Source organism: Pseudonocardia sp. Ae505_Ps2 (assembly GCF_001932425.1).
Classification (GTDB): Bacteria; Actinomycetota; Actinomycetes; order Mycobacteriales; family Pseudonocardiaceae; genus Pseudonocardia.
Genome location: NZ_MCIP01000001.1, coordinates 152,349 through 171,054, shown reverse-complemented (window position 1 = coordinate 171,054; position 18,706 = coordinate 152,349). Strand labels below are relative to the sequence as shown.

Sequence of the window (18,706 nt, the reverse complement as noted above, 5' to 3'; positions counted from 1 at the left end):
GGAGATCCCACGCCTCCGGAGGGCCCGTGTCCACTGCACTGCTCGAGCGCCCCGTCGTCGAGAACGCCACCCGCCGCCAACTGCTCGCCGCCGTCGGCGCCACCGGCCTGCTCGCCGCCTGCGGTCGCCCGTCGGCGCCCGTCGGCGCGGCCCCGGCGGGCGCGACCCGCAGCGTCACCACCTCGCTCGGCACCTACGACGTCCCGGTCGCGCCGGTGTCGGTGCTGGCCGTCGACTCGCGGGTCGACCTGGAGACCGCCGTCGCGCTCGGCCTGCCGGTGTCGGCGACCAGCCTGCGTCCCCCGGCCGCGTGGGTCCCGGCCCCGCCGGGGCTGCCGGTCCTGAAGGGTCCGATCGTCGACGAGGAGGTCCTCGCGCTGCGCCCGGACCTGATCGTCTGCTCCGCCGAGGACGACGGTGAGTACTGGCCGACCGCCCGGCTGCAGCGGATCGCGCCGGTCGTCCCGACCTCGTTCGACGTGCCGTGGCGCACCGACCTGACCACGATCGCCACCCAGCTCGACCGGCGCGACGCACTGGACCGGGTGCTGGCCGAGTACGACGCGGTCGCCGCCGGGGTCCGGGAGCGCCGCCGCGGGGCGCTGGCGACCAGGCGGATCGTCGTCGCCCAGTGGCGGCCCGAGGCGGGCACGTTCGTGGTGAACACGGCGGGCAGGCTGCAGCAGCAGGTGCTGACCGACCTGGGCGGCTCGCTGGCCGGGGAGGAACGCGCCTACGCCGCGGACCAGGAGGTGCCGCTGGAGGAGATGAGCCGGTTCCGCGACGCCGACGGATTCTACCTGCAGAACACCGGCACCGAACGGGCGCTCGCGACGATGCGTGACGTCCCGGTGTGGCGCGAGCTCCCCGCGGTGCGGGCCGGGAAGGTCGTCGAGACCACGGGCAACGTCAACTACGGCAGCGTCTACAGCGCGATGCAGGTCGCCCGCGACCTGGACGCGCTGTACGCGCTGCTCGGCTGAGCGTCCGGGGCGCTCGGCCGGAGACGGGCCCGCGCCGAGCCGGTGTCAGATCGCGCTGGCCCCGCCGCCGGTCGGCGGCTGGATGCGGACCACCCGGTCGTCGGTGCTGCCGGGGGCGCCGCCGTCGCGGTTCACGGTGCCCAGCCAGAGCAGGCCGTCCGGGGCGAGGGTGACCGGGCCGATGCGGCCGTAGGTGTCCTCCAGCACCGGCTTCGGGTCACCGGTGAAGGTGCCCTCGGGACCCGGGTTGAGCACGAACAGCGCCTTCCCGGTGCTCTGGGCGACGACGACCGCGCCCGGCAGCACCGTGCACCCCGCGACTCCGGGACGGTCCGGCCAGGTCCACGCCGGCGCACCGAGCGCGCCCGGGGCGACGCGGTACAGGACGTCGCGCCCGGCCGTCCGGTCGGTGACCCAGGTGGTCCGTGCCGCCGGGTCGACGCACACCCCGCCCGGTGCGGTGAGCCCGCGGGCCAGGACCGGCGAGGCGCGGTCGGGGTTGCCCGGGGCCGGCCGGCCCAGGGTGTCGATCCGCAGCACCGCCCCGGCGAGCGGACCCGCCCCGGCGGGCGTGGCGACCAACAGCGAGGAGCCGTCGGCGTCGACGGCCAGCGCCCCTCCCGGGGGCAGCCCCGCCAGCACCGGCTTCGGCGCCTCACCGGGTGCGATCCGCCAGACCCGGCCCTCGGACAGGGCGTAGAGCAGGCGGTCCTCGGCGTAGCCGGGGGAGAGGACCAGCCCGGTCAGCCCACCCGCCGGATCGACCGGCACCGTCGCGACCGGCCGCGGCGTGGCGTTGCGGCGGACCTCCAGCACCCGTCCGGTCCGCCGCTCGGCGACGAGTGCGTGGTCGCCCTGCGGGAGCACCGCCACCGCCCCGACCGGCCCCAGGCACGCGGCCACGACCTGGGGGTCCGGGTCGACGCACGGCTGCGGGGCCGCCGCGGGCCCCTGCTGCTGCGGCGACGGCGGCCGGCCCGACGGCGGTGCCTGCTCCTCCGGGGCGATCCGGGGCGGCCCGCCCAGCTCGCCGGCGCCCTCGGCCTGGGGTCGCCAGTCGCGCGTGCCCGCGTCGGGGAAGGTGGCGCAACCGGCCAGCAGCACGACGAGCGTCGCGACGATCAGCAGCAGCCGGGCGGTCACGAGGAGCCAGGCTAGGCCCCGCGAGGTGAGTGCCCGGTGAGTACGGTCGGACGCCATGAGCAGTCCCGTGACCGTCCTCGTGCCGCACGCCGCCGGAGCCGAGATCCTGTCCGAGGTGGACGGGCTGGAGCCGGTCGTCTACGACCCGGAGAAGCCGCTGCCGGACGAGGCGGGGCGGGCCCGGGTCCTGGTCGCCCCGTTCCTGGCGACCTCCGAGGCCGTCGCGATGACCGAGCAGATGCCGCACCTGGAGCTGGTGCAGCTGCTCACCGCCGGGGCCGAGGCGTGGATCGGACGGCTGCCCGACGGTGTCGCGCTCTCCGACGGCCGTGGCGCGCACGGCGGCGCGACCGCCGAGTGGGTCGTGTCGGTGCTGCTCGCCGTCTACCGCCACCTCGACCGGTTCGTGCGGGCCCAGGACCGCGGTGAGTGGGACTACCACCAGACCGAGGAGCTGGCCGGCAAGAAGATCCTCATCGTGGGCGCGGGCGACGTGGGGCAGAAGACCCGGGCCCGTCTGGAGCCCTTCGAGGTGGAGACCGCGATGGTCGGTCGCACCGCCCGCGACGGCGTCCACGGCTGGGACGAGCTGCCCGCCCTGCTCCCGCGGTACGACGCGACCGTGCTGATCGTCCCGCTCACCGACGAGACCCGCGGCATGGTCGACGCCGACTTCCTGGCCGCCATGCCCGACGGGGTGCTCCTGGTCAACGGCGCCCGCGGACCGGTGGTGGACACCGACGCGCTCCTCGCCGAGCTCACCTCGGGCCGCATCCGGGCCGCCGTCGACGTCACCGACCCCGAGCCGCTGCCGCCGGGGCACCCGCTCTGGTCGGCACCCGGGCTCCTGCTGACGCCGCACGTCGGGGGGACCGTGCCGATGGCGATGCGCCGGGCCTACGGCGTCGCGGCCGAGCAGCTGGCGGCGTTCGTCCGGGGCGAGGAGCCTCCGAACCTGGTGACCGGGGCGTACTGAGCGGAGTCGTTCCTGCCCCGAGGGCGGTGTCGGCGGCTGCGGAGAACGCGGTCGCAGAGTCTGGTGAAAACCCCGGAGTTCGGGTGTTAAGCGATGTCCGGCCGGCGCCGCAAGCGCTTGCCCGACCTATGACGTAATCGTACGTTCGGGCCGCGTTCACCGGCTGACACGGCACCGATCGTGCCTGTGCCGCTCTCGGGGAGGTTCTGCCTGATGATCCGGACCGCTCGCCCGCAATGCTCGACGAGGAATTGTCGGAGACCTGCCCTGTGCCGGGCACAGTGAGCCGGGCGCTGTCGCTCACCGACGGCGACACCGCCCGGGACGACGCGGTGGCCCGCGGCCTCGTCCGCTCCGCGCTCGCCGAGCGTCGTCCGGACACCGGCTCCCGGTTCGACGAGATGACCCGCTACGCGCTGCTCGCGCCGGGCAAGCTCCTGCGACCGCTCATGCTGCTCACCGCGGCGGAGGCCGTCGGCGGCCGGCGCGAGGACGTGCTCCCCGCCGCCGCGGCGGTCGAGCACCTGCACGTCGCCTCACTGGTGCACGACGACATCATCGACGACGACGACCTGCGTCGCGGCCGGCCGTCGGTGCACGCCCGCTACGGCGTCCCGGACGCCATCGTGACCGGCGACGCGCTGCTGTTCGAGGTGTTCGCCGTCGTCGCCGAGTGTGCGGCCCCGCCGGAGGCCGTCGTCACGGCCGTCGCCGAGTTGGCCCGTGCCGGTAGCGACCTGTGCCGCGGACAGGTCCAGGAGTCCCAGCTCGTCGCGCCCGGACCCGGCCGACCGGGAAGCACACTGGACGACTACCTCGAGGTGGCCGCTCTCAAGACCGGAGCCCTGTTCCGGGGGGGCGTGCCGGGCGGGCGCCGCGCTCGGCGGCGGGGACGCCGGGCAGGTCGACCTGCTCGGGGACTACGGCCACCACACCGGGGTCGCGTTCCAGCTGTTCGACGACCTGCTGCCCTACCTCGACGACGCCGTGGTCACGGGCAAGCCCGCGACCAGCGACGCCGCCAACCTGCGGCCCACCTGGCCGGTCCTGCTGGCACACCGCGACGGTGGACCCGCCGTGCGGCGGGCGGTGGAGACCGCCCTGTCCGGGGATCTCGGCCCGAGCGAGGCGCACGAGATGCTCCGCGCGGCGGTGACCGCGGACGACCTCTGGGACGCGGCGCGGTGCGGGGCGCGCGGCCACGCCGACCGGGCCGTGGCCCGCCTCGGTGAGCTCCCCGGTGCCGAGGCGGCACGCCGGCTCGCCGGGATCGCCGCGATCGCCGTCGACCGTGACCGCTGACGGGCGCACCCTGCGCGCCGACGCCCGTGCCGCACCGCGGCGGGGCGGGGGGGACCTGGCAGGCGCACTGGGAGACCTGGCGGCCGTACACCACCTGGCACCCGGCGTTGCTGGGACTGGCCGGGGCGCTGGTGGCGGGCGGCAGCTCCCCGGGGCCGCTCGCCGTCGCGGTGCTGGTCCCGGTGCTCGGCTGGCTGGCCGGGCACTACCTCGGTGACTACTTCGACCGGGACCTGGACGCGATCGCCAAGCCGCACCGCCCGATCCCGTCCGGCAGGCTCACCCCCCGGGCCGCGCTGACCTGCGGGATCGCCTGCGTCGCCGGCTCGCTGGTGCTGACCACCGTGGTGAACTGGCGGACGCTGCCGGTGTTCGCCTGCGCGGTCGCCGGGATCATCACCTACAGCCGGCTGTTCAAGCAGCGGGGGCTGGCCGGCAACCTCAACCGCGGGGTGCTCTCCGCGCTCGCGATGGTCGTGGGGGCGATGGCCGTCGCGCCGTGGCCCCCCTGGGCGTTGCTGCCCGCCGCGCTGGGCTTCGCCCTGCACGACACCGCGTCCAACCTGATCGGGACGGTGCGCGACGTCGACGGCGACCGCGCGGGTGGCTACCGGTCGGTGCCGGTCCGGCACGGCACCGCGACGGCGGTCCGGACCGCGGCCGTGCTCTGGCTGTCGGCGATGGTCGCGGTCGGGGTGGGCGCCGTCGTCGCGGACCGGCCTGCCGCCCAGTTCGGTGGTCTGGCACTGGCGGTGCTCGTCGGTGGCTGTGCCTTCGTCGTGGTGCGCCCCGGCACGGTGACGCCCCGTCGTGCGCTGCGCTCGCACGAGGTGCTGGTCGCCGAACGAATGCTGCTCGCGGGCGCCGTCGTCGCGGGTGCCGCGGGGCCGCTCGTGGCCGGGGCGGTGGTGCTGCCCGCACTCGTCTCATCGCTGGTCATGCAGGCCCGGATGCGGGCCCGGCACGAGTTCCCGGCCGATGCCGGGGACGGAGAGGACACACCATGACACCGGCCCACGCCGGGACCGGCCGGCTCGCCGACGAGGTGGCGGAGGCGATCGCGGGAGGGGCCGAGGCGCTGCTGCGGTCGCGCCGCGACGACGGCGTGTTCGACTACGGCGCCGACAGCCTGCGGTCCACCCTCGCGACGGCGGGTGCGGTCACCGCGCTGCACTTCGCCGATCCCGGTGGGACCGCCGACCTGATCGCCGCCGGGGCCGCACGGCTGCGTCGCACCCAGACCGAGGACGGCGGCTGGGCGATGGTGCCCGGTCTGCCCGCGGAGCCGGGCCCGACCGCCGTGTCGGCCGCCGCGCTGCACCTCGTCGACCCGGCGGGGTCCGCCGAGCAGGTCGCGGCCGGGCGGCGGTGGATGGAGCGCTACGGCGGCCTCGCCGCGATCCCGCACCCGGAGGTCGTGCTCTGGTGCCGGCAGTTCTACGGGTTCGTCGGCTGGATCGCGCCGGCCGACATGCGGCGTTTCCCGCTGGAGCTGGCGTTGCTGCCCGGCCTGTACCGGCGGCTGTTCGACCTGCGGCTGCCGATGGCCTCGGCGCTGGGGCTCGCCCAGACCCGGCACCGCCGGATGACCCGGGTGCAGCGCACGCTGTCCCGGCTGGCCGAACCGAACGCGCTGCGCGTGATCCGCCAGACCTACGAGCACGAGGGATCCGCGGGATCCTGGTCGGAGGACGCCTGGGTGACCGGCCTGGTCTGCACCGGGCTGGCCCGCGCCGGCGTCGGCCAGGACATGGTGGACGCCGCCGTCGGCTGGCTGCGCCGGTCCATGCACCCGGACGGCTCGTGGGCCACGACCCCGCTGGACGCGGCCTGGACGATGTACGCGGTACGGGGCCTGGTCGAGGCCGGCTACGGCGACGACGAGCGCCTGGTCGCCTCCCGGGACGCACTGCTGGGCCTGCAACAGCACCGGCCCTTCCTCGCCTTCGGCTGCCCGCCCGGCTTCTGGGGCTGGACCGCAGGGCGCGGCTGGCCCGCGGTGCTGGAGACGGGCGAGATCGTGTCCGTGCTCAGCAGGCTCCCCGGCACCGTGCAGGGCGCCGCCGTCGCCGAGGGGGTCGGCTGGCTCACCGACCGGCAGGACTCCCGCGGCTCCTGGGGGCTGTGCGTGCGCAACACCAGGGTCGCGAACAGCGGCCCCTGCCCGACGACGACCGCGCAGGCGCTCGACGCCCTGCTCGACGCCGGGGTGCCGGCCGACGACCGGCGGGTCCGTCGCGCGCTGCGCTGGCTGGGCCGGGCCCAGCTGACCGGTGGTGGCTTCGAGTCGGTCTGGTACCGCGAGCACACGATGGGCACCGCCGCGGTGCTGGAGACCTTCGCCCGCTGCGGCCGCGGCGGGGACGGGCCCGCGGTCCGCGCCAGGGCCCTGCTGGAGCGCACCCGCAACCCCGACGGGTCCTGGGGCGACGGCCACGGCGCCCCGGGAACCGTGGAGGAGACCGGCTGGGCGGTCGCGGCACTGCTCGCCGCCGGTGCGGCCCCGGCGGAGGTGGAACCGGCCGTGCGGTGGCTGCTGGCGGCCCGCCTGCCGGACGGCGGCTGGCCGGCCGCGCCGGTGCACGAGTACGTCCGCCGGGTGAGCCGCTACGCCAACCCGGGGTTCACCCACGGGATGGCGCTGCGCGCGCTCGGCCGCTACCGGAAGGCCCTGACGTGAGCCACGGACACGACACCGACTACGACGCCGACTGCGACACCGATTACGACACCGAGTACGACGCGGTGGTGTGCGGCGCCGGGGTGGCCGGTCTGGCCGCGGCCTGCGCGCTGGGCAGGCTCGGGCACCGGGTCCTGGTGCTGGAGAAGCGCCCGGAGCCGCAGCAGGTCGCCAAGGGCGAGGTGCTGCAGCCGGGATCCCTCGGCATCCTGCGGGAGTGGGGCGTGGCGGACCGGCTGGAGGCGGCGGGTGCGCTGCGGCTGGAGCACCTGGTCGCCCGGGCCGCCGACGGGACGCCCCGGATGCGGCTGGACTACGGGCACCTGCCCACCCCGCAGCCCTGGCTGCTGGCCCACGACTACCCGACGATCCTGCGGGCGCTCGGCGACTCCCTGCCCCCTGGCGTCGAGGTGCGGCGCGGGGCGCTGGTCGAGGGACTGGTCCGGACCGGTGACCGGGTCACCGGCGTCCGGTGCGACGGCACCGCGGTCACGGCCGCGCTGGTCGTCGCCGCCGACGGCGTCTCCTCGCGGCTGCGGCGCGAGGCCGGGCTGACCGCGCCCCGTTCCGACTACCCGCACCGGCTCGCCGCCTTCGAGCTGGCGGGCACCGTCCCGCCGGACTTCTCCGCCTACGTGACCGACGGCGGGCTGCGGCTGCGGTACCCGCTCCCGGGGGGCCGGGTGCGGTTGTACGTCCAGGTCGCCGCGGACGAGCTGCGCGGGCTCGGGCCGGACGGGCTCCGCGCCTGGAGCGACCGGGTGCTGCGCGGCTGCCCCGGGCTCGACCCGGTGGCCGAGGCGTTCCGCGCGGGTGTCGCGGACCGTCAGGTGCTGCCGGTGTCCCGGGCACTCGCGCCGGCGCTGACGGTGCCGGGGCTGGCCCTGGTCGGGGAGAGCGGACACCTGGTGCACCCGATGGCGGCGCAGGGCATGAACAGCTCGATCGCCGACGCCCACACCCTGGCCGCGATGCTCCGGCAGGGCGGCTCGCTGCAGGCCGACGTCGTCGACCACGCGCTGCGCCGCTACGACACCGCACGCCGCCACGACCTGCACCACATCGGCCGGACCAGCCACAACGCCGCCCGGATGATCACCGGACGGTCCTGGATCGGGGACCGCGCGCTGACCGGGACCGGTGCCAACGACCGGATCCGGCACGAGGTCATGCACACCATGTCCGGACTCGGGATCCGGCGCCTGACCCCGGTGGACCGCCTGCACCAGATCGGGCTGCTCCCCGACCCGCGGGCCGCCCGGCTACCCGGCTGGGCCCGGACGGTCCGCGGGTCGGGTGCGGCGGCCCGATGACCCCACGGACCTCACGCCCTGGCGTACTCCAGCACGACCAGACCGTTCGCGCCGTCCCGGCGACCCCGGGCGACCAGACCGGCCTCGGCCGCGAGGACGTCGAAGGCCTCCGGTGCCCGCTCCCGGCCGCCCAGCAGGGTCAGCGACTGCAGGTCGAACGACGCGTTGTTCTTCGCGTGCTCCTCCCCGGCCAGCACCTCGACCACCAGCACCCGGCCGTCGGGCGCGACGGCCTCGGCGCAGCGGCGCAGGATCCGGACGGCGTCCTCGTCGGGCCAGTCGGTGAGCACCCGGGACACCAGCAGCACGTCGTAGCCGGTGGGCAGTGGCTCCAGGAAGCTGCCGCCGACGAAGCGGGCCCGCTCGCCCAGCCCGGCCCCGGACAGGAACTCCTCGGCCTCCGGGGCGACCTCCGGCAGGTCGAGCACGGCGCCGTGCAGGTGCGGGTGCGCGGACAGGACCGCGTGGAGCAGCGCCCCGGTGCCGCCGCCGACGTCGAGCACCGAGGAGACCGGCGCCCAGTCGTACCCGGCGGCGACCTCGGGACCGGTCTGCCAGGCGAAGCCGGCCATCGTCGCGCCGAAGAACAGGCGCAGCCGCTCGTCGGCGCGGTAGTCCGCCCAGAACTCTCGGCCGTGCACCGCGGGGTAGGCCGAGCGGCCGGTGCGGACCGCGTGCAGCATCCCGCCGTAGGCGAGGTCCATCCGCAGGCCCGGCCCGTCGGCGTCGAGCCAGGCACGCAGCAGTGCGTTGCGGTCGTCCAGCAACGCCTCGGAGACCGGGGTCAGCGCGTACCGGCCCGGCGCGGGCTCGGCGAACAGTCCGGCCGAGACGAGATGGCGGAGCAGCCGGACGAGCGCGTCGGGATCGGCACCGGAGGCCGCGGCGAGCTCACCGGCGTCGGTTCGACCGTCCCGGACCAGCTCCGGCAGCCGCAGGGCGACCGCGGTGCGCACCGCGAACGGGGTCGCCAGGTCGACGAGTGCGGCGAGAGCGGCGGTGCCGTCCTGCGTGGTCGGACTGGTCACGGAGTTCCTTTCGACGAACGGGAGGGGAAGTCGGTCCGCCACTGACGATGGCAGTTCGGAGCGGATTCCGACAAGGGTCCGTGACAATTCGACACAGCATTTCCCCGACCGATTCCGCCGGCGCGGTACGGCGGTCGAACAATGCGTACGGAAAGGTTTTCACATGGTTTCGCTCGACGTCCGTCCGGTTTCCGGAGCGCTGGGGGCCGAGGTGCGTGGGCTCGCGCTCGCCGACGTGGACGACGAGGTGTTCGCGCACCTGTACCGGCTCCTGCTCGACCACCTCGTGCTCTTCCTGCCCGACAACGCCGGTCTCGACCCGGCCGACCACGAGGCGTTCGGCAGGCGGCTGGGCCCACTGGAGGTCCACCCGTTCCTGCCGAAGCTGGACGGGCACGACGAGATCGTCCTCCTCGACTCCGACCAGGGGGCGAAGGCCGACGTCTGGCACACCGACGTCACGTTCTCCCAGACCCCGCCGATCGCGTCGGTGCTGCAGATCGTGCAGGGCCCCGAGGTCGGCGGCGACACCATGTGGAGCAACCAGTACCTCGCCTACGAGGCGCTGTCCGCCCCGCTGCGGGAGCTGCTCGACGGGCTCACCGCGCTGCACGTCTTCGAGCACCCGAACGGCTCCTACCGCAGCGAGGCCGAGCATCCGGTCGTCCGGGTGCACCCGGACACCGGGCGGCGCTCGCTGTACGTCAACCGGATGTTCACCCGGCGCATCCCGCAGCTGACCCCGGGGGAGAGCACCGCGCTGCTGGCCCACCTGTTCGACGTCTCCGAGAGCCCGCAGCGGGTCTGCCGCTACCGCTGGAGCGAGGGTGGGGTCGCGATCTGGGACAACCGGGCCACCCAGCACTACGCCGTCAACGACTACACCGGCCGCCGGGTCGGCCGCCGCGTCACCGTGCTCGGCGACCACCCGAAGGGCGAGCCGGCGCGCTGGCCGCACCACCAGGCCGCCGGGATGAGCGCGACGGCCGTCAAGGACTGACCGGCACGACCGGCACGAACCGACCGGCACCGCAGCAGGGGAGACCGCCATGAGCGAGACGACCACCACGAGCGCCGGGTCCGAGGAGTTCCTCGAGACCTACTGGCATGACCCGCACACCGCACTGGCCGGGGCCCGCCGGGACTGCCCGGTCCGCGAGGTCACCTTCGAGACCGGCCCGACCTGGCTGGTCACCCGCTACGCCGACGTCCGGGCGGGGCTGGCCGACGAGCGCCTCGCCAAGGACTGGCGGGCGTCGCTGCCGCCCGCCGAGCGCGCCGCGGCGCCGCCGGGGCTGCCCGCCCCGATGTCGCACATGCTGACCTCGCTCGACCCGCCGGAGCACACCCGGCTGCGCCGGCTGGTGACCCAGGCGTTCACCGCCCGGCGGATCGCGGCGCTGCGGCCGCGGGTCGAGAAGCTGGCCCACGACCTGCTCGACGCGCTCCCCGTCGACGAGCCGGTCGACCTGGTCGGCCGGTACGCGATCCCGCTGCCGATGGAGGTCATCTGCGAGCTGATCGGGGTCCCCGAGCTGGACCGCGAGGACTTCGCCCACTGGTCGACGGTGCTGATCGACGAGTGCCCCGAGCCGGAGCTGGTCCGGGCGTCGAACCAGATGGCCGACTACCTCGGCGGCCTGGTCGCCGCGCGTCGCCGCGACCCCGACGAGGCCCTGCTCTCCGGCCTGATCGCCGCCTCCGAGGACGGCGAGCAGCTCTCCGACATCGAGATCGTCGCGATGGCGATGCTGCTGCTCATGGCCGGGCACGAGACGACGGCGGTGTTCGTGACGAACAGTGTCCGGGTACTGCTGACCGAGCCGGACGCCCGGCGGCGGCTCGCCTCGCCGGAGACGGCCCCCGCGCTGGTCGAGGAGCTGCTGCGGTGGGCGTCGCCGGCGTTGAACGCCTCGCTGCGTTTCGCGACCGAGGACATGGAGATCGGTGGGACGGCGATCCCGCGCGGCGCGTCGGTGACCCTGTCCACCGGGGCCGCGAACCGTGACCCGAGCCGGTTCGACGACCCGACGCGGCTCGACCCCGACCGGGACACCGCCGGGCACGTCGCCTTCGGCCACGGCATCCACCGCTGCCTCGGTGCGGCGCTGGTGCGGCTGGAGGCCGACGTGGCGCTCACCGCGCTGTTCGGCCGGTTCCCGCAGCTGCGGGCCACCGCGGCGGAGGACGAGCTGACCTTCCGGCGCAGCGTGCACGTCCACGCCCCGCGGACCTTCCCTGTGCTGCTGGGCCCCACCCCCGACCAGGAACAGGAGCGACGAGCGTGACCCCCGTCGTCCACCAGCTGTCCTTCAACGAGAACCACTGGCCCGTCCTGCCCGGGGTGCGCGAGGCGCTGACCGGGTCGCTGGACACGATCGGCCACACACTCGACGCGTTGTCCGAGGGCCTCACCGCCGAGATCGCCCGGCGGCTCGGGGTGCCCGCGACCCGGGTCGTCGCGGGCGCGGGATCGGGCGCGCTGCTCCAGCAGTTCCTCGCCGCGCACTGCACCCCCGGCACGACGGTCGTGCACACCGCGCCGTCGTTCGCGATGTACCCGCTGCTGATCCGCAACACCGGCGCGACGGCCGTCGCCGTGCCGGACGGCCCCGACGGCAGCGACCTCGCCGGGGTGGCGAAGGCGGTCACCGACGACACCCGTGTCGTGGTGCTCTGCAACCCGGACAACCCCACCGGTGAGGTACTCGGCACCGCGGCGGTGCAGCAGCTGCTCGACGACCTGCCCCCGCACGTCCTGCTGCTCGTCGACGAGGCCTACCGCGAGTTCGCCGACCCGGACGCGGTCGCCGACGTGCTCGGCCTGGCCGCGCACGACGACCGGGTCGTGGTGGTCCGCACCTTCTCCAAGTCGCACGGGCTGCTGGGCCTGCGGGTGGGCTACCTCGTCGCCGCCGAGCGGGTCACCGCACCGATCCGGCCCAGCACGCCGTTCTACCGGGTGCCGACCCTCGGCCAGGCGGCCGCGCTGGCCGCCATGGACGCCGAGGAGCGGATGCGCGAGCAGTGCCGTGCGGTGGCCGCCGAACGCGACCGGGTCCGCGACGGACTGCTGGCGCTCGGCTTCGACGTGCCGCCCAGCGGCGGCAACTTCGTGTGGGTCCGCCTCGGCGGGCGCAGCCGGGCGTTCGTGGAGCGCCTCGCCGCCGCCGGGATCGCGGTCCGCGACCAGGACGGGCTCGGGGTGCGGGTCAGCACCGGCCTTCCCCCGGCGAACGACGCCGTCCTCGCCGCGGCCGCCGGCTTCGACCCCGCTCCGGGCGGAACCGCGCCGTGACCACCAGCCCGGGCACCCGGCAGGAGACCGCCGCACCGGCCCCTCGGACGTCGCGGCTGTTCATGCCGTTCTACCTCCTCGCGTTCGCCGGGCTGATGGCGACGACGGCCACCCCCGTGGCGGTGACGCTCGCCCTGCGCGCCCAGCAGCTCTACGGCGAGGAGAAGACCGCCGTCCTCGCCACCACCCTGGCGATCGGCACGGTGTTCGCCTCGGTCGCCCAGCCGCTGGGCGGCTGGCTCAGCGACCGCACCGTCTCCCGCTGGGGCCGTCGCCGGCCGTGGCTGGTGCTGGGCCTGCTGGGTGGGGTCGCGGGCCTGCTGGTGATCGCGCTGGTGCCGGAGCGCTGGGGGATGGTGCTCGGCTGGTCGATCGCGTCGCTGTTCCTCAACCTGGCGTTCTCGGCGCTGTTCGCGGTGCTCGCCGACCAGGTCCCGCCGGATCGGCGCGGCCGGGTCTCCGGCTGGATCGGGGTCGCCCTGCAGGCCGGGTTGAGCGCCGGGACCTGGGGCGCGGTCTGGCTGGGGAACCAGCCGGTCGCGCTGTTCCTCGGCCCGGCCGCGTTCGCGGTGCTGACGACCGCGGCGCTGCTCGTCGTGCTGCCCGACCGGTCGGCCGGACCCGGGACGCGCGCCCCGGCCGGGCGCGTCCCGTGGGGCGAGCGCCTCGCCCAGCTGGCGCGCTACCGCGACTTCGGGTTCGTCTGGGCGGGCCGGTTCCTGCTGCTCACCGGCTACTACATCTTCTTCAACTTCCAGCTCTACACCCTGACCGACCACCTGGGCGTGACCGTCGCGGTCGCGACCTCGGTGGTGGCGCTGAACAGCACGCTCAGCGCGGTGCTGAAGCTCGTGGTGGCCCCGCTGGCCGGCTGGCTGTCCGACCGGCTCGGCAGGCGCCGGGTGCTGGTGGGCTGCTCGGCGGCGCTGTTCGCGGTGTCGATGCTGCTGATCGCGCTGGCGCAGGACGTCACGACGTTCGTGCTGGGCGCCTCGGTCGGCTTCGTCGCCTACGGCGTCTTCCTGGCCGTGGACCTCGCGCTGGCGACCGAGGTGCTCCCGGAGGGCGACGCCCACGGCGGTTTCGGCCTGGGGCTGTACAACGTCGCCGGGACGGTCTCGCAGTCCCTCGCACCGGTGGTCGCGGTCTCGGTGCTGGCGGCTTCCGGCGACAGCTACCCGCTGCTGTACACGGTCGCGGCCGGGCTGGTGGCGGCGGCCGTCGTGACGGTGATGTTCGTCCGGTCGGTGCGCTGAGCGGGCCCGGCGCCACTCGGGGCCGCGCGGCGCCGGGGGAGACGACCGGTGTCCCGGTAGGGTCCGGCGCCATGAGCGGGCCCACGCAGCACTACGACTGGGGCAACATCTCCGGCGACGCACCGCCGGAGTCGACCCGGCCGGAGCGGCTCCCGGTGCCCGCGCACGTCTCCTCCGACATCGGGCTGCTCGTGCTGCGCCTGGTCGTCGGCGCCTCGTTCGCCGCGGCCGGTGCGCGGAAGCTCTTCGGCGTCGCGGGCGGCATCGGTCTCGACGCGAGCGCCGCCGCACTCGCCGACGCCGGGTTCGTCGCGTTCGCCGGGCCGCTGGCGTGGGTGCTCGCGGTCGGCCAGCTGGTGTCCGGCGTGCTGCTCGTACTGGGTCTGCTGACCCCGTTCGCCGCGGCGGGCCTGCTGGCCACGAAGATCGTCGCGGTGACGGTCGCGCTGGTGCCGGTGACCAGCGTGCCGCTGTTCGCCTCGGACGGCGCGAACTCCCTGGAGCTGGACCTGCTGCTCGGCGCCGGGGCCGCGGCGCTGGTGTTTGCCGGGGCCGGGCGGATCGCGCTCGACGCCGGACGCACCTACCAGCGCCGCCCGCTGCCGTGGGCGGTGCTGTCGCTGGTCGTCGGCGTCGCGGTGGCGCTGCTGGTCCTGTTCGTGCTGCGGCGGTGACCGTTCCCGACCAGGCCTGGCTGGGCCCGCTCGCCCGGCGCCGCCGGCGTACGGTCGCGGTCCGCGACCGGACCCCGCTGAGCGGCGGATACGGCTCCGGCGGTGCCGAACGGATCGACCTCGACGACGGCACCGCGGTCGTCCTCAAGCGGACCGGTGCGGTCGAGGCCGCCGCGCTGCGCGCCGTCGCGGTGGTCAACGGCCCCGTGCGGCTCCCGCGGCTGCTCGCCTCCGGCGACGGCTGGGTGCTGCTGGAGCACGTCGACGGGACCCCGCTGCCCGACGACGCCCCCGTCCCCGACGAGGTGTGGCGCACCCTCGCGCTGGTGCACGCGCACTGGCGGCGCAACCGCCCACGCGGCATCCCTGTCGTCGACGACGCCTGGTGGGCGGCCCGGTGCGGGCACGCCGCCGAGCGCCTGCGCACCGCCGGGCACGACGGGGCGGACCTCGTCGCGAGGTGGGCGGACGACGAGCGCGCCCGCACCGCGCTGCGCGTCCTGCCCCGCACCCTGTGCCACGGCGACGCCCACCGGGGGAACGTCCTCGTCGGCCCGTCCGGGGCGACGTTGCTGGACTGGGGCAACGCCCGCGTCGCGGCCGGGTCGCTCGACGTGGTGGTGCTCACCGCGCCGCCCGCCGACGGGCCCGCCGACGCACCGGCGGCGCCGGTCCCCGTGGTCTACCGGGACACGCTCCACGCCGCTCTGGGCGCACCGGACCCGCCCGCGATGGTCGCTGCCGAGACCGCGTGGGCGCGAGCCCAGGCCCACGTGCAGTACCTGTCGTTCGCCGCCGATCACCAGCCGGGCGACCGGGCCACCTCCATGGTCGCCGTGGTGACCGCGGCGCTGGACGAGTTCGGCGCGATCGTGGGTGGGTGACGTGGGCGGCCTGTGGTCGGACGTGCGGTCGGCGCGGGTGCCGGTGTGGCCGGACAGCGGCCGCCGGGTCTGGCCGCGATGGCCGTTCCTGCCGGCGGCACTGGGCGTGGCGGCCCTGGCCGTCCTCACCTTCCAGCAGCTCGACGACGTTCTGCTGCTCGCACGGGCGGTCTGTTTCGCGATCGCCCTGGTGGTGGCCCGCGACCGCCCGGGGTGGGCACTCGCGGCCACGGTGCTCCTGCAGCTTCCGTGGCCGGGACCCGGCGGTGCACCGCTCCCCTGGATGGTGGACACCCATCTCTCCCAGGCGGCGATCCTGCTCGTCGCGGCGTCGGCGCTGCGGCCGCGGAGCACCGCCGTCCTGGGAGGTCTGATGGCGCTCGCCGCGACGCTCCGGACGGTCGTCTCGCCGGACTCGGGGCAATGGACGGGCCCAGAGTGGTCGCTCGCCGTGCTGTGGGTCGTCTCGATGCTGCTGGCCGCTGCGGTGGGGATCCGGAGCCGGGACCGGTGGTCGGCACTCGTGGACGAGCAGCAGGAGCTCCGGACGCGGGCACTCCGGACGGAGCGGGACCGTATCGGGCGGGAGCTGCACGACGTCGTCGCCCACCACCTGTCGGTCCTGGCGGTGCGCTCGGCCAGCGCGACCCGACGCATCCCGGGCGTCCCCGACTCGGCCGCCGTCGAGTTCGACGAGCTCGCCGCCCTGTCCCGGTCCGCTCTCGCCGACATGCGTCGCCTGGTCGGGGTGCTGCGCGACGACGACCCGGACGACGATCCGCACCGGGCCGGGAACGCGCCCCAGCCCGGTCTCTCCGACCTGCCGGCCCTGGTCGAGGCCACCCGGGGAGCCGGCTGCCCGGTCACCCTCGACGTGGACGGCGGCGACCGCGTCCCCGACGTCGTCGCCGTCTCGGTGCACCGGATCGTGCAGGAGGCGTTGGCCAACGCCGTCCGGCACGCGACGGGCGCCGCGATCGATGTCCGGGTCACGGCCACGCCCGGCGGACCGGTGTGCATCGAGGTCACCAACGCCCGCCCGCCGGCACCGCCCGTGCCGGCACCGGGGGCGGGGACCGGGCTGCGTGCCATGGCCGAGCGTGCCCGTCTGCTCGGCGGGACGCTGGAGAGCGGCCCGACCGACGACGGCGGGTTCGTCGTCCGGGCCCGTCTGCCGTGGGGGACGACGTGATCGGTGTCGTGGTGGTGGACGACCAGGCCATGGTGCGTGCCGGCTTCGCGGCGTTGCTGGACGCGGAACCGGACATCACCGTCCTCGGCGAGGCGGCCGACGGACGGGAAGCGGTCGCCGTCGTCCGGGACCGCCGTCCCGACGTGGTTCTGATGGACGTCCGGATGCCGGTCCTCGACGGCATCGCGGCCACCCGGGAGCTGCTGGCGGACGCGCGTGGCCATCGCCCCCGTGTCGTCGTGTTGACGACCTTCGACGTCGACGACTACGTCTACGAGGCGCTCCGTTCCGGGGCGAGCGGGTTCCTGCTGAAGGACGCCCCGCCGGACGTGCTCGCCACCGCGGTGCGCACGGTCGCCGCAGGCGACGCACTGCTGGCGCCGTCGGTGACGCGCCGGATGATCGAGCGGTTCGCGGCCCACCGCCCGCCGTCACGCGCGGAGACCGCACGCCTGGCCGCACTCACCTCCCGTGAACGGGACGTGCTGCGGCTGATCGCCCGCGGCCTGTCGAACCGCGAGATCGCCGCCGACCTGGTCGTCGCGGAGGAGACGGTCAAGTCGCACGTCGGGAGGCTGTTCTCCAAGCTGCACCTGCGCGACCGGGCCCAGGCCGTCGTGGTCGCCTACGAGAGCGGACTGGTCGAACCGGGGCGCTGATCCCCCTGGAGAGCCGGACGGGGTTCCCGCCCCGGGGTGACGCCTCGGCCCCCTCCACCACCGGAGGGTGCCGTCATGCTGCTCTCGCGCCACGGACCGCTGCTCCCGCTCGCGACGTTCGCCGCATCGGTGGGCGTGGCCTTCCTGTTCCTGCACGGGATCGAGGGCATCGGGCTCCTGTCGACCGGGTGGACGGCCCAGTACCGGATCGACCTCGACGTGTACCGCCAGGCGGCCCAGGCGTGGCTGACGGGACGACCGCTCTACACCGAGGTGTTCCCGACCGGGTACGGCGAGCCCCTGCCGTTCGTGTACCCGCCGATCGCGGCGGTGCTGTTCGTCCCACTCACGTCGGTGCCGATGCCGCTCGCGGCCACGCTGCTGACCGTGGTGTCGGCCGCGCTGGTGCCGGTCGTGGGAGCGGCGATGCAGCGCGCGGTGGGCCGACCGGTCCGGGCCCGGTGGCTCGCGGCGGCGACTCCGGTGGTGCTGCTGACCGACCCGGTCCGGTTGGTGTTGTTCCTCGGCCAGGTCAACATCCTCCTGGTCGGCCTGGTCGCTGCCGGGCTGCTCGCCCGGGGTGCGTTCTGGGACCGGTGGCGCGGGGTGCCGATCGGGCTCGCGGCGGCGGTCAAGCTGACGCCGCTGGTCTTCGTGGTCTGGCTGGTCATGCGGGGTGACCGCCGGGGGGCCGTCGTCGCGCTGGCCACCTTCGCGGCGTCGATCGTGCTCGGTGCGGTGCTCGCTCCGGCGGACTCGGTCGCCTTCTGGTCCGAGCGGCTCAGCGGGGTCGGGATCCCGCTCGATCTCGGCTACGTCGAGAACCAGAGCCTGCGCGGGATCCTGGTCCGGTCCGGTGCGACCGGCACCGTGACGATCGGCTTGTGGTGCGTGGCGGCCGCCGCGGTGGGCGCGGCTGCACTGGTCCTGGCCCGGCGCTGCATACGGGAGGGGTTCCCGCTGGTGGGGGCGGCGGTACTGGCCGTCGCCGGGGCGCTGGTCTCGCCGATCTCGTGGTCGCATCACTGGGTCTGGGTCCTGGCCTTCGGGCCCGTCCTGGTCGAGCACGCGCGGCGGAGCCGCTCCCGAGCGCTGTGCGGGGTGCTCCTCGCCGGTGTGCCGTTGTTCGCGATCGGGCCCCACTGGCTGGTCCGGAACGGGAGCGGCGGTGTGCTGGACCAGCTGGTCGCCGCCAATCTGCCGCTCTGGGGACTCGCCGTCCTCGTCGCGATCGCGTGGTCCCTGCGCCGGGACACGGTCGCCGAGAGGCACCCCACGGCTGCCGGGCGCGTCCGCGGACGGCCCTGAGGTGCCTCTC

General features: G+C 75.4%; 17 protein-coding genes and 1 pseudogene. 16 read left to right on the top strand and 2 right to left on the bottom strand.

Annotation, left to right across the window (positions count from 1 at the left end):
• Window positions 1-26: 26 nt before the first annotated feature.
• Window positions 27-983 carry an ABC transporter substrate-binding protein gene (locus Ae505Ps2_RS00805; RefSeq protein ID WP_075310644.1) on the top strand — a complete coding sequence of 319 codons (957 nt, stop codon included), beginning with the start codon at window positions 27-29 and terminating at the stop codon, window positions 981-983.
• Between the two features lie 45 nt (window positions 984-1,028).
• On the opposite strand, the gene Ae505Ps2_RS00800 is transcribed toward Ae505Ps2_RS00805, so the two are convergent.
• A complete protein-coding gene (locus tag Ae505Ps2_RS00800) occupies window positions 1,029-2,126 on the bottom strand; it encodes a glucose dehydrogenase (RefSeq protein WP_233147642.1) in 1,098 nt (365 codons plus the stop codon).
• 55 nt (window positions 2,127-2,181) lie between these two features.
• Here Ae505Ps2_RS00800 and Ae505Ps2_RS00795 point away from each other — a divergent pair, with 55 nt between their 5' ends.
• The 6 genes and pseudogenes from Ae505Ps2_RS00795 to Ae505Ps2_RS00775 all read left to right on the top strand — a co-directional run bounded on the left by Ae505Ps2_RS00795 (window position 2,182) and on the right by Ae505Ps2_RS00775 (window position 8,397).
• A complete protein-coding gene (locus Ae505Ps2_RS00795) occupies window positions 2,182-3,102 on the top strand; it encodes a 2-hydroxyacid dehydrogenase (protein WP_075553328.1) in 921 nt (306 codons plus the stop codon).
• A gap of 236 nt (window positions 3,103-3,338) precedes the next feature.
• Window positions 3,339-3,899: pseudogene (locus Ae505Ps2_RS34160) on the top strand (polyprenyl synthetase family protein); the annotation flags it as partial.
• A complete protein-coding gene (locus Ae505Ps2_RS00790; RefSeq protein WP_283160348.1) occupies window positions 3,826-4,404 on the top strand; it encodes a polyprenyl synthetase family protein in 579 nt (192 codons plus the stop codon). The pseudogene Ae505Ps2_RS34160 and the gene Ae505Ps2_RS00790, both read left to right, overlap by 74 nt.
• Before the next feature lie 26 nt (window positions 4,405-4,430).
• Entirely contained in the window at window positions 4,431-5,411 is a 981-nt protein-coding gene (locus tag Ae505Ps2_RS00785) for a UbiA family prenyltransferase (protein WP_075553327.1), read from the top strand.
• The gene (locus Ae505Ps2_RS00780) at window positions 5,408-7,084 is read left to right on the top strand and encodes a prenyltransferase/squalene oxidase repeat-containing protein (RefSeq protein ID WP_075310650.1); all 1,677 of its coding nucleotides are present in this window, start codon (window positions 5,408-5,410) and stop codon (window positions 7,082-7,084) included. Before Ae505Ps2_RS00785 ends, Ae505Ps2_RS00780 begins: the two co-directional genes overlap by 4 nt.
• Window positions 7,081-8,397: an NAD(P)/FAD-dependent oxidoreductase gene (locus Ae505Ps2_RS00775; protein WP_083695213.1), complete on the top strand. Its 1,317-nt coding sequence runs from the start codon at window positions 7,081-7,083 to the stop codon at window positions 8,395-8,397. The genes Ae505Ps2_RS00780 and Ae505Ps2_RS00775 overlap by 4 nt, the downstream gene beginning before the upstream one ends.
• Before the next feature lie 11 nt (window positions 8,398-8,408).
• Here the strand turns inward: Ae505Ps2_RS00775 and Ae505Ps2_RS00770 are convergent, their stop codons facing one another.
• A complete protein-coding gene (locus Ae505Ps2_RS00770) occupies window positions 8,409-9,425 on the bottom strand; it encodes a methyltransferase (RefSeq protein ID WP_075310652.1) in 1,017 nt (338 codons plus the stop codon).
• Window positions 9,426-9,588: 163 nt separating this feature from the next.
• Here Ae505Ps2_RS00770 and Ae505Ps2_RS00765 point away from each other — a divergent pair, with 163 nt between their 5' ends.
• The 9 genes from Ae505Ps2_RS00765 (at window position 9,589) to Ae505Ps2_RS00725 (ending at window position 18,696) form a co-directional block, all read left to right on the top strand.
• Window positions 9,589-10,425 (top strand): TauD/TfdA family dioxygenase, encoded by an 837-nt coding sequence (locus Ae505Ps2_RS00765; RefSeq protein WP_075310654.1) that lies wholly within the window; start codon window positions 9,589-9,591, stop codon window positions 10,423-10,425.
• A 49-nt stretch (window positions 10,426-10,474) separates the two neighbouring features.
• Window positions 10,475-11,713 carry a cytochrome P450 gene (locus tag Ae505Ps2_RS00760; protein WP_075310656.1) on the top strand — a complete coding sequence of 413 codons (1,239 nt, stop codon included), beginning with the start codon at window positions 10,475-10,477 and terminating at the stop codon, window positions 11,711-11,713.
• The gene (locus Ae505Ps2_RS00755; RefSeq protein ID WP_139320106.1) at window positions 11,710-12,723 is read left to right on the top strand and encodes an aminotransferase class I/II-fold pyridoxal phosphate-dependent enzyme; all 1,014 of its coding nucleotides are present in this window, start codon (window positions 11,710-11,712) and stop codon (window positions 12,721-12,723) included. The genes Ae505Ps2_RS00760 and Ae505Ps2_RS00755 overlap by 4 nt, the downstream gene beginning before the upstream one ends.
• Window positions 12,720-13,979 carry an MFS transporter gene (locus tag Ae505Ps2_RS00750; RefSeq protein WP_075310658.1) on the top strand — a complete coding sequence of 420 codons (1,260 nt, stop codon included), beginning with the start codon at window positions 12,720-12,722 and terminating at the stop codon, window positions 13,977-13,979. Before Ae505Ps2_RS00755 ends, Ae505Ps2_RS00750 begins: the two co-directional genes overlap by 4 nt.
• A 71-nt stretch (window positions 13,980-14,050) precedes the next feature.
• Window positions 14,051-14,653, top strand: coding sequence for a DoxX family protein (locus Ae505Ps2_RS00745; protein ID WP_075333788.1), 603 nt, complete (start codon window positions 14,051-14,053; stop codon window positions 14,651-14,653).
• Complete coding sequence (locus tag Ae505Ps2_RS00740) at window positions 14,650-15,537, top strand: aminoglycoside phosphotransferase family protein (protein ID WP_075310662.1); 888 nt, start codon at window positions 14,650-14,652, stop codon at window positions 15,535-15,537. The genes Ae505Ps2_RS00745 and Ae505Ps2_RS00740 overlap by 4 nt, the downstream gene beginning before the upstream one ends.
• 1 nt (window position 15,538) lies before the next feature.
• A complete protein-coding gene (locus tag Ae505Ps2_RS00735; RefSeq protein WP_139320105.1) occupies window positions 15,539-16,729 on the top strand; it encodes a histidine kinase in 1,191 nt (396 codons plus the stop codon).
• Entirely contained in the window at window positions 16,726-17,388 is a 663-nt protein-coding gene (locus tag Ae505Ps2_RS00730) for a response regulator transcription factor (protein ID WP_139320104.1), read from the top strand. The genes Ae505Ps2_RS00735 and Ae505Ps2_RS00730 overlap by 4 nt, the downstream gene beginning before the upstream one ends.
• 75 nt (window positions 17,389-17,463) lie before the next feature.
• On the top strand, window positions 17,464-18,696 hold the full coding sequence (locus tag Ae505Ps2_RS00725) for a glycosyltransferase 87 family protein (protein ID WP_075310664.1): 1,233 nt from the start codon (window positions 17,464-17,466) through the stop codon (window positions 18,694-18,696).
• Window positions 18,697-18,706 lie beyond the last annotated feature (10 nt).

Bases quoted from the DNA above. Each gene is read 5' to 3' on its own strand.
- Ae505Ps2_RS00795 (WP_075553328.1), top strand. From the start codon at position 2,182: ATGAGCAGTCCCGTGACCGTCCTCGTGCCGCACGCCGCCGGAGCCGAG.
- Ae505Ps2_RS00780 (WP_075310650.1), top strand. From the start codon at position 5,408: ATGACACCGGCCCACGCCGGGACCGGCCGGCTCGCCGACGAGGTGGCG.
- Ae505Ps2_RS00765 (WP_075310654.1), top strand. From the start codon at position 9,589: ATGGTTTCGCTCGACGTCCGTCCGGTTTCCGGAGCGCTGGGGGCCGAG.
- Ae505Ps2_RS00760 (WP_075310656.1), top strand. From the start codon at position 10,475: ATGAGCGAGACGACCACCACGAGCGCCGGGTCCGAGGAGTTCCTCGAG.
- Ae505Ps2_RS00745 (WP_075333788.1), top strand. From the start codon at position 14,051: ATGAGCGGGCCCACGCAGCACTACGACTGGGGCAACATCTCCGGCGAC.
- Ae505Ps2_RS00725 (WP_075310664.1), top strand. From the start codon at position 17,464: ATGCTGCTCTCGCGCCACGGACCGCTGCTCCCGCTCGCGACGTTCGCC.